The following is a 10,569-nucleotide window of genomic DNA, read 5'->3' on the forward strand; positions in this document are numbered from 1 at the left end:
GCCATCCATGCCTTATTGGAACCCCGCCGGCGAAACCCTGGCCCGGGACGAGCTCCGTGCGCTTCAGCTCCGGCGGCTTCGGGAAGCGGTTCGGTACGCGTGGGCGCATTCGGAGGCCTATCGGCGCTTGTATGACGCGGCGGGCCTCGAACCGGACGACATCCGCGACTGGAACGACATCGGGCGGCTTCCCATTGTCGACAAAGCGTTTTTTCAGCAGGCGTCCGGCGGAAGCGTGTACGGCGCGGCGCTGGCGGTACCCGAGCGGGACGTGGCATTTTATCACCAAACGAGCGGCACCACGCATGCGCCCATGCGGCAGCCCGATACGCTCGGCGACTGGTACTGGTGGGCGGAATGCTGGGCGGCCGTTCTCTGGGCCCAAAAGGTCCGCGAGCACGACAGGGTGATGATCGCGTTCAACTACAACCTGTTCATCGGCTTTTGGGGTGCGCATTACGGCTGCGAGAAGATCGGGGCGGAGGTTGTATCCGCCGGCGGGTTGACCTCCGCGCAGAGGCTGGAAAAAATCTATGAGCTCGGGATCACGACCGTTATTACGACGCCGACATACATCTTCCGCCTGATGGAAGCCGCCCGGGAAGCGGGATTGGACCTCGCCGGGGGACCGGTGCGGCGGATCATCTGCGCCGGGGAGCCGGGGGCGCTGATCCCGGCCACCAAAAGGGCGATCGAATCGGCCTGGGGCTGCGAGGTGTACGACCATATCGGCGCAACCGAGGTCGGCGCCTGGGGCTTTGAATGCGCCTCGCGCAGCGGCGGCCTCCATGTCAACGAAAGCATGTTTTTGGTGGAGGTGCTGGACCTTGACACCCGGACGGCCATTGAGCGGCCGGGCGAGTACGGCACGCTGGTGATCACGGCGTTTCACCGGCGCGGGCAGCCCTGCATCCGCTTTAACACGCAGGACCTGGCCTGCTGGATGGAGGAGCCCTGCGGCTGCGGCCGCTCCTACCGGATGCTGAAAGGCGGGGTTACGGGGCGCGTGGACCATCTGATCAAGGTCAAAGGAACACTGGTCACGCCTGCCGTAATCGAAGACGTGGTGTCCGGCATCCCTGGACTCGGCAGCGAGTACGCGGTCGTCATCGGCCGCGACAATGAACCGCCGGAACTCGTCGCCGAGTGCGCTCCGCATGTGCGGCCGGGGGATTACGCGGCGCTGGAACGGCGGGTGCGCGAGCAGTTGAGAAGCAGGACCTGCCTGAGCTTCACGGTCACGCTGAAGCCATACGGTTCTCTGCCGAAAGGCGAGCTGAAATCCAAGCGGGTCATCGATCTTCGGACCGGCAAGGGGGGAGAAGAGTGGAGGACGAAATCCGGCAGGAGCTAGCGCTTCTCCGAAGCAAGCTGTCCGAGGCGGAAGCCTGCCTTGAAGACATTCGGCGATACGGCCGGAACATGCCCTGCGTGGGCAAAAACGCGGCGCAAATCCAGGCGCTTCTGACCCTGATCCGAATCGAATGCCTGGAAGGCTGATTTTTTCCGAGAAGGGGGAAAACGGATGAACACCCGGCTAACCGACGCCTACCTGGAGTCCATGAACCTGCTGAACGAGCTGAGCCTGACCTACCCCGACGCGGTATCCTTCGGATCGGGCCGGCCGATGGAAAGCTTTTTCGAGGTGGAACGGACGGTGATGGGCATCAAGGATTACGTGGCCGCTCACAAGCCGGCCGCGCAGAGCTACACCGACTTTTTCAACCGCCTCGGACAGTACAACCTGACAAAGGGCATCATCAATGAGCAGATCGCGAGGCTGCTCCTTCGGGACGAGGGCATCCAGGCCGAGCCGGAGCAGATTCTTCTGGTGGATGGAGCCCAAGAGGGAATGGCGATTGCCATCCATACGCTTTTTTCTTCCCCCGACGACGTGCTTCTGGTCAGCAACCTGTCTTATGTCGGCTTCGCGGGCTTTGCCAAAATCAGCGGCGTTTCCATCCATCCCGTCGGACGGGACGCCGACAGTCTTGACCTGGAGGAGCTGGAGGCGGCGCTTGTCGAGCTGACCCGGAAGGGCAAGCGGCCCCGGGCCGTTTACGAGGTGCCCGACTTTCACAATCCGACCGGGGCCTATATGCCGCTCTCCAAACGGCGCAAGCTGCTGGAGCTGGCGGAAACGTACGACTTTCACATTGTCGAGGACAACCCGTACGGCTACTACCTCTACGACGGGGAAAAGATTCCTACGCTGAAAGCCTTGGACAGGAGCGGCCGGGTCCTTTACATCGGCAGCTTTGCCAAGTCGATTTTCCCTTCGCTTCGGCTCGGTTATCTGGTTGTCGGAGGGCCTCCTGGAAGCGGCAATCGGACGGCGCTCGCCGAGGAATGCAAGAAGGTCAAAAGCTTTCTCACGGTCAACACGTCCACCCTGCTGCAGGCCATCGCCGGCGCGCTCCTGGAACGGGAGGACGGCTCGCTCCGCGCGTTTGTGCGTCCGAAGGTGGAGAACGCGCGCAGGAACCGCGATCTGCTCGCGGATGCTTTGAAGGCGCAGCTCGGGACGGAGGCGGAGGCGGTCAAGCCGCCGGGCGGTTTTTTTATGACGCTGACGACGGAGCTGGCGTGGACCGACGCGCTGCTCGAGGAATGCGCGCGCGACTACGGCGTCATTGTGTGCCCGATGCATCTGTTTCAGCTGCGCAAGGATAAAAGCTCCCGGCAGCTTCGGCTGGCGTTCAGCAATTTGACCCCGGAGGCCATCGAAACGGGCGTGTCCCGGCTTGCGGGATATCTCGGGAGCCGCCGATGAAACTGGACACGCGCGAGGTAACCGATGTATTGGCGCTCACTCCGATGCAGCAGGCCATCCTGGCCGAGCATCTGCTGCGGGGGACCGAGGATTCGTATTACGAGCAGGTGGAGCTGATCTTCGAAGGCGTTTATTCCCCGGAGGCGATGGAAAAAGCCTGGCGGCATGTGGTCCGCAGCCATGACGCGCTCCGGACCGTGTTCCGCTGGGAAGGGCTGCGCGAGCCGGTGCAGGTCATTTTGTCCGATCCGCCGCCCAAGCTGGAATGCTTTGACCTGCGGGGACTGTCCGGGGAAGAAAGCCGCTCCCGGCTGGAACAGATGAAGGAGGAAAGCCGGCGGAACGGCTTTGACCTGCGCCGGGTCCCTTTCTCGGTCCTGGCGGGCCCGACCGGGGAAGACGTCTTTCACGTCATTGTGAACCATCACCACATTCTGTACGACGGCTGGAGCAACGCGGTAATCCTTCGTTCGTTTATCCGGGCTTACGGCGAGCTGATTGGCGGCGGGAAGCTTGTCCCGGCCGCTCCGACCGGCCCGAAGCCGTGGATCCGCTGGCAGCGGCGGCAGCCGCTAAAGGAGCAGACCGCCTTCTGGGCGGAGTATCTGGCCGGCGCGGAGCCGGCTCTTGCCGGTGACCGGATGGCGCTCCCGGCGGACGCAGGGGCGGTGCGGCGCCTCAAAACCGGCTGGACGGCGGAGCGGCTCGAGCCGGTTCTGCGCTTCTGCCGGACGCTAGAAATCTCTCCGGCGCTGCTGCTTCAGACGGTATGGGGACTGGCGCTGCAAAGGGAAACGCACACGGACGACGTCCTCTTCGGGACGGCGGTTTCCGGGAGGCAGGCTCCGCTGCCGGGCATTGCGGACTGGGCGGGGCTGTTCATGAATACCGTTCCGGTCCGGGTCCGGTCGGCGCCCGGCGAGAGTCTGGCGGGCCTTCTCCGCCGGGTCCGGGAAGAGGCGCTGCGCCGCGGGCCGGCGGAAGCCTGTCCCCCGCACGTCATCCGCGCGGCCGCCGGGAACGGCAGCCACCCGCTGTACGATACGTTTTTTGTGGTTGAAAATTATCCGGCATCCCTGGAAAATGCCCTTCCCGCACACGGCCTCCGCTTGAGGGAGTTCCGCGAGTCGGCCGGCGGGAGCCGGTTTGCGCTTGCAGCGGAGGCGCGGATGCTGAACGGGTTCGAGCTGGATCTGGTCTATGATCCTTCCCGCTGCGCCCGGGAAAAAGCGGAGCGGATGGAGGCCCATTTTACCCGGATGCTGGCAGCTCTGCCGGAATACGCGGACAAGCCGGTGGAAGGGCTGCTGTATGAAAGGCCGGCGCAGGCGGAATGGCAGGCGGCGGAGTTTCAATTTTAGAGCGGTTGAATGGAAAGGAGTGAGGAGCTTGACCTGGGTGCCGGAAAAAGACGGCTTTGAAGAAGCGCAGGATTACTGGACCCGCCTGCTGCAGGAGGAAACGCCCGCGCTTGCGCTGCTTCCCGATTTTGCCCCCGGCCGGACGAAAGCGGCGGGCCGATGCTCGGCAATGCTGGCGGAAAAAGAACGCCGGGCGCTGGCGGCCCTGTGCCGCGGACAGGACACGGCCGCCTTCGTGACGATAGCCGCCGCGATCGCTGCGGCGCTTGCCCGTTCGGCGGAGCCGGGAGATGCGGTGCTCTGCATTCCTCCCCTGATAGGGCACGGCAACGGCGACGACGGCGAGCTGCCGGTGCGCTGCGCGGTAGACGGGGAGGAGACGTTTCGCACGCTGCTGCTCCGCATGAATGCGGCCGTGCAGGAGAGCTACCGCCACGGCGTCTATCCGGTTCGCAAAGCAATGAACCGGCTGAGGATGGCGGACCAGACCTGGCCGTTCCGCTACCGGGTCCGGTGGGACCGGCTGCATCCGGCGGAGGCTCCCGGCGCTGAAGGCCGCGCCGAGCCCGAGCTCAGCTTTTCGCTCCTTTCGGACAAGGACGGCGTGGAGGGTCTGGAGCTGCGCTACGACGCTTCTCTGTACCGGCCCGAATCGGCCGGGGCGTTTCTGGGCCGGGTGCTGCTTGTGCTGGAGCAGGCGCTGGAGGACCCCGCCATCGCCATTGACCGCTGCCGGGTGCTGCCCCGGGAGGAGGAAGAGCGCTTGGCGGCCGGATGGCACCGCGCGGACCGGGCCTTCCCGGAGCGCGTCAGCCTGCCGGATGTTCTCCGCCGGACGGCGGAGGCCGCACCGGATGAAACGGCCGTCGTATGCGGCGAACGCTCGTACAGCTACCGCGAGCTCGAAGCCGAGTCCGACCGGATAGCCGCACAGCTGCACGCAAGCGGCGCCGGCAAAGGGAGCCTGGTCGGTCTCCTGGCCCGGCCTTCGCTGGAGCTGATCGCCGGCATGCTGGGGATTTTGAAGGCCGGGGCCGCTTATGTGCCGCTGGACCCGAAATATCCCCGCAACCGGACGGCCTCCATGCTGGAGCGCGCGCAGGCGGCGGCTCTGCTCGTTTCCGGCTGCGAGCAAGAAAGGGAAGCGCTGGCCTTTCCGGGGCCGGTTGTGGACATGGGACGGCTTTCCGCTCCCTTGTCCGGTTCCCTGGCCGCTAAAGCCCCGGAGGGCTCGGACCTTGCTTACGTGCTGTTTACTTCGGGGACGACCGGGACGCCCAAAGGGGTGATGATCGAGCACCGCCACGTGCTCGCGCGGATGCTGTCCATGAACTTTATCGGGCTGGAGCCGGGGCGGGACCGGCTCTTGATGACGGGCTCGGCGGTGTTCGACATTACCACCTTCGAGATATGGGCTTCTCTGCTGAACAGGACGCAGCTGCATGTGATCGACGAAACGATCCTCCTTGATCCGTTCCGCCTGGGCGCTTACATCCGGGACAACGGGATTACGGTTTTGCACCTGGTGCCGGCGGTCTTCAACCGGATTGCGGCCGCCGACGAAACGGTTTTTGCCGGTCTCCGCTATTTTCTGATCGGGGGAGACACGGTGCGTCCGCACCTGCTGAACCGGATCCGGAAGCGGTATCCCGAATTGCGGATCGTTCACATGTACGGCCCGACGGAAAACACGACGTTTTCCTCCTGGATGCCGGTGGAACGGGAGTACGCGGGACGCATTCCGATCGGACGCCCTGTCACCAACGCCTCCCTTTATGTGCTTGACCGGAAAGGGAAGCTCTGCCCGGCCGGGGTGCAGGGCGAGCTGTATGTCGGCGGGGCGGGTGTCAGCCGGGGGTACCTGGGGCAGCCCGAGCTGACGGCGGAACGGTTTCTGCCGAACCCGTTTCGGCCGGGGGAACGGCTGTACCGCACCGGGGACAACGCCCGCTGGCTGCCTGACGGCACCTTGGAGTTTCTGGGGCGGAAGGACCGGCAGGTAAAAATCCGCGGCTCCCGGGTGGAAACCGGCGAGGTGGAAAGCTGCCTGGTTCGCTATCCGGGGATTGCGGAAGCGGTCGTGCTCGTGAGGGAAGCGGGCGAAGCGGAGGAAGAGCGGGAGCTTGGCCTGTGCGCTTATCTGGTGGCGGAATCTCCAGTGGACGCCGAAGCGGTCCGGACCTGGCTGGTCGGCGAGCTTCCTCCCTATATGATCCCGGCGGAAGTGGTGACCGTGCCGCAGATTCCGCTGACGCCGAACGGAAAGGTCGACGCCGCCGCTCTGGAACTCCGCCGAAAAGAAGCCGCGCGGAAAACGGCACCTTCGCAAGACGAAACGGAACGGAGGCCGGACGCCGGGCAGAGCGAAACGGAACGGGCGGTTGCCGGCATCTGGGCGCAGCTGCTTCCGGGACGCGGGGAGAATGCGGGGCCGCAAGATTCCTTTTTCGAGCTGGGCGGTCATTCCCTGAAAGCCATGTCGCTGGTGACGGCGCTTCATGAACGGTTTGGGGTCCACATTGCGTTTGCGGAGCTGTTCCGGCATCCGACGCTGCGCGGCTTGGCGGAGCTTGTGGAACGGCGCCGGGGCGAAGGGGACGCTTCTCTTCCGCAGGCGGCGCCGCAACCGGACGGCTACCCGCTGTCCCCGGCCCAAAGACGCCTCTATCTGCTGCAAATGCTGGAGCCCGAGAGCACCTTTTACCACATGGCCGGCGTTTACCGGCTGGAAGGGAGCTGGAGCCATCCGGCGCTTGAGGAAGCGTTCCGCCGGCTGGTCCGGCGGCATCCGATGCTCCGGACGGCTTTTGTCCGGCAGGCGGACGGCTCGCTTGTCCAGCGGACGGCCGAGTCGGCGGAGCTTGCCGTCACGGTCCGAGGGGGCGAAGGGAAAGACGGTGGGAATACCCCGGCGTCCGAGAGCGAACCGGGGGAGGACGCTGCTGCTGCGGACAAAGTTTGTGCCCCAAAGGAAAGGGAAGACACCGGGACCGCTCCGGTCGCGGTCTTCCCGGAAGGAGCGTTCAACCTGGAGGAGGCTCCCCTCATGCGCATCCGGCTGGCGGAAGAAGCAGGCTCGGGCCATGCCCTTTTGGGCGTGGAGATGCATCATTTGATCGCCGACGGGTTCTCCTGCCGCATTTTGATGGAGGAGCTGGCTGCGCTTTTGACCGGGCGGGAGCTGCCCCCTTTAAAAAGGACCTACGCGGATTACACCGTTTGGCAGCAGGAGCGGAGCAAGTCGGCGGAGCTAGCCGGACAGCGGGATTATTGGCTGAAGGAATTTGCCGGTCCGCTTCCCCTGCTGGAGCTTCCGGCCGATTTTCTCCGGCCGACTGTCTGGAAAAGCGAAGGGGGCTCGGTGCGGTTCGCCCTGCCCGCCAGCGCGGCGAAAGGGCTCGCCGAGGCGGCGGAAGCCCAGGGAGCAACGCTGTACACAGCGTTGTTTGCGGTATGGTTCCTGTTCCTGCACAAGCTCACGGGCCAGGAGGAGCTGATTGTCGGAACCGTATCGGCGGGCCGCAGCCATCCCGACGCGGCCCGGATTGTGGGGATGTTTGCGAATACGCTGCCGATTCGCATGACGCTTGCGCGGCAGGAGCCGTTTTCTTCCCTGCTCCGACGGGTGATGGAGAAGATCGCCGGAGCCGTCCGGCACGAGGAATATCAATTTGACGACCTGGTCGGCGAGCTGCGGATGCCGCGCCGCCCGGAGCGGCACCCGGTGTTCGATGTCATGTTTGCAATGACGACCGAGGAAGAGGCGCCGGTCGAGGCGGACGGGCTGCGGCTGCGGAAGCTGCCCTGCGAACGGACCACGGCCAAATTCGACTTGACCTTGTTCGCGGAAGAGGACGCCCGCTCCGGCGAGCTGAGGTTCGAGCTGGAATACGCCGCCGGTTTGTTCAAGCGGAGCACCGCCGAAAGGTTTGCCTCCTGCTTCCGGCATTTGGCCGCGTGCGTGGCGGCCCGTCCGGAAGAGACGCTTGCCTTCTTTCCGCTTATCGGGCGGGAGGAGACGGAGCGGCTGGCGGCCGCCTGCGCCGGCCCATCGGAGCCGCTCCAGGGAGACAGCATACCGGAGCTGTTCGACCGCTGTGCGGACCGTTACCCCGACCGGATCGCCATTTGCGACGGAGACCGGGAAATGACCTACCGCGAGCTCAAACGGCGGTCGGACAATCTGGCGGATGAGTTGATCCGGCGCGGAGTGGAGAAGGGCGCGTTTGTGGCCGTGCTGCTGCACAATTCCGAACGGCTGGTCACCGGCATTCTCGGCATTCTCAAGGCGGGAGCGGCTTATGTTCCGATTGACCCCGCCTTTCCGGAAGAACGCATCAATGAGCTGCTGGAGGATAGCGGGAGCGCGCTTTTGCTCACCGAGCGAAATCTGGCGGACCGCGCCTGGCGCGTCGCGGAGACGGCGGTTGTCGAGGAGCTGCCGCTTGACGCGGAACGGACTGCTCCGCTTGGCCGGAAGTCCGGTCCGGACGACCTGATTTATATGATTTACACCTCCGGCACAACCGGACGGCCGAAGGGCTGTCTGATCCGCCAAAAAGGCGTGGTCAACTACATCCAGTGGGCAAACAAGGCGTATTTTGACTGTCCCGGCACCGCCGTGCCTTTGTACGCGTCGCCCGCCTGCGACCTGACCGTAACTTCCTTGTTCGGGCCGCTCCTCGGAGGCCATACGCTCCTTGTCTATCCCAGAGAGCTGGACGCGCTTGCGCGTATCGTGCAGGACGGGAGAGCCACCGTAATCAAGGTGACGCCTTCCCAGCTTCGGACTTTGCTGGAGATGGAGGTGTCCATGTCGCGGCTTCATACCTTTATCGTGGGCGGAGAAGCGCTCAAGACGGAAACGGCCGCCCGGATCACGGCTCATTTTCCCGGCGGTGTGCGGATTTTCAACGAATACGGCCCGACGGAGACCGTAGTCGGCTGCATGATCCATCTCTATGACCCGGCGGCCGATACGGAGGCCGACGTGCCGATCGGGCATCCCATTCCGAATATGCAGACTTACGTGCTGGACGGAGACGGCCGCATCTGCGCTCCGGGCATTCCGGGCGAGCTTCACGTGGCCGGCATCGGCGTTTCGCCGGGCTACTGGAACCGGGAGGCGCTGTCTGCGGAGCGGTTCGTGCCCAATCCGTTTGGCCCGGGAACGGCACTTTACAAAACCGGCGACATAGCCGTTTTGCGCGAGGACGGCCGGCTGATTTACCGGGGCCGCCGGGACACGCAGGTGAAAATCAGAGGCTACCGGGTGGAAACCGAAGAGATCGAGCACCGCCTGCTGCGGCTGCCCGGAGTTGAAGAGGCGTTTGTTACCGCCTTTCCGGGACCGGCCGGGGACGCGTTTCTGACCGCGTATGTAAAAGCGAAAGACGGGGCGGACGGTCCCGCCGAATGGAGAAAGGAGCTGCAGCGCTCGCTTCCGGCTTATATGGTGCCGGATTATTTTGTGAGCCTGGACGTTTTCCCGCTCATGGAAAACGGCAAAATCAACCGGGCTCTGCTGCCTCCCCCGAGGCTGGGCCGCAGCCGGGAAGAAACCGGCCCGGTGCCGGACTCGGCGGAGGTTATCGTGCGCGCCGCTTGGGCGGCGCATCTGGCTGCGGACGATTTCGGCGCGGAGGACAATTTCTTCGAGATCGGGGGCAATTCGCTGCAAGTCCTGAATGTGCACGGCGACCTCGTCAAACGGTATCCCGCGCTGCAAGTGACGGACTTCTTTAAATACCCGACGATCCGCGCCCTGGCGGGGCACCTTGCCGGAATCGCCACCGTAGGGCCCGCCCTTTCCCGCCGGGAGCTGCCGTGGCCGTCCGCCTTCGGGTCGGAGAGCACGGAAGAACCGGCCGCGGCTTTGGGCTTTGCCCTTTCCGCTGAGCTGGCCGAAGGACTGAAGGATCTGTGCATGGCTCACGAGGCGGATGCGCAGGATGTCTTGCTGGCCCTCCTCGCGCTTGTCTTGGCGGATGCCGCGCAGACGGACGCCGTTCCGGTCTCGGTCGGCTCGGCAGAGGACCGGGAAGAAGCCGCGCTGCTCGTAATCGGGCTGCCCAAGGATGCATCGGTGCCTGCTCTGATCCGGCAGGTGCGGAGCAAGCGGCTGGCCGTTTCGGCGGATGACGTTCATCCGCTGGCCGGAAAGCCGGGGGAAGTCCGCCGCCCCGGTACGCTGCTGACGCTGTTGACCCGCAAACGGGGGACTTTCGCCCCGGAGCGTCTCTTGACTTCATTTGATTTGATTGTGGAATGGACGGCGGAAGCGGACGGCGGCATCCGCTTTGCTTGCCTGGCGAATCCGAGGCTGTTGAATACCGGGCACGCGGAGCGGCTGATGACGCTCTACGCCGGCATGCTGGAAAGCGTGGCGGCCATCCGTCCGGCCGGACAATTCTGATGAAAGGGCGCGATTCCGAT

The 10,569-nt window shown here is 64.7% G+C and carries 5 protein-coding genes; all 5 read left to right on the forward strand.

Translation table 11 applies throughout. The features are described 5' to 3' along the window. Nucleotides 1-7 precede the first annotated feature (7 nt). Genes AC6I6H_RS12340 through AC6I6H_RS12360 form a run of 5 tightly spaced genes read left to right on the forward strand, consistent with a single transcriptional unit; the run spans nucleotide 8 to nucleotide 10,549 of the window. Entirely contained in the window at nucleotides 8-1,354 is a 1,347-nt protein-coding gene (locus AC6I6H_RS12340) for a phenylacetate--CoA ligase family protein (protein WP_497954125.1), read from the forward strand. Beyond that, nucleotides 1,327-1,500: a hypothetical protein gene (locus tag AC6I6H_RS12345; RefSeq protein WP_497954126.1), complete on the forward strand. Its 174-nt coding sequence runs from the start codon at nucleotides 1,327-1,329 to the stop codon at nucleotides 1,498-1,500. The genes AC6I6H_RS12340 and AC6I6H_RS12345 overlap by 28 nt, the downstream gene beginning before the upstream one ends. A gap of 25 nt (nucleotides 1,501-1,525) precedes the next feature. Further along, nucleotides 1,526-2,773: an aminotransferase-like domain-containing protein gene (locus AC6I6H_RS12350; protein ID WP_497954127.1), complete on the forward strand. Its 1,248-nt coding sequence runs from the start codon at nucleotides 1,526-1,528 to the stop codon at nucleotides 2,771-2,773. After that, on the forward strand, nucleotides 2,770-4,134 hold the full coding sequence (locus AC6I6H_RS12355; protein WP_497954128.1) for a condensation domain-containing protein: 1,365 nt from the start codon (nucleotides 2,770-2,772) through the stop codon (nucleotides 4,132-4,134). The genes AC6I6H_RS12350 and AC6I6H_RS12355 overlap by 4 nt, the downstream gene beginning before the upstream one ends. 37 nt (nucleotides 4,135-4,171) lie before the next feature. Further along, nucleotides 4,172-10,549 carry an amino acid adenylation domain-containing protein gene (locus AC6I6H_RS12360; RefSeq protein ID WP_497954175.1) on the forward strand — a complete coding sequence of 2,126 codons (6,378 nt, stop codon included), beginning with the start codon at nucleotides 4,172-4,174 and terminating at the stop codon, nucleotides 10,547-10,549. Nucleotides 10,550-10,569: the final 20 nt, after the last annotated feature.

This window comes from Gorillibacterium sp. sgz306347, from assembly GCF_059735245.1.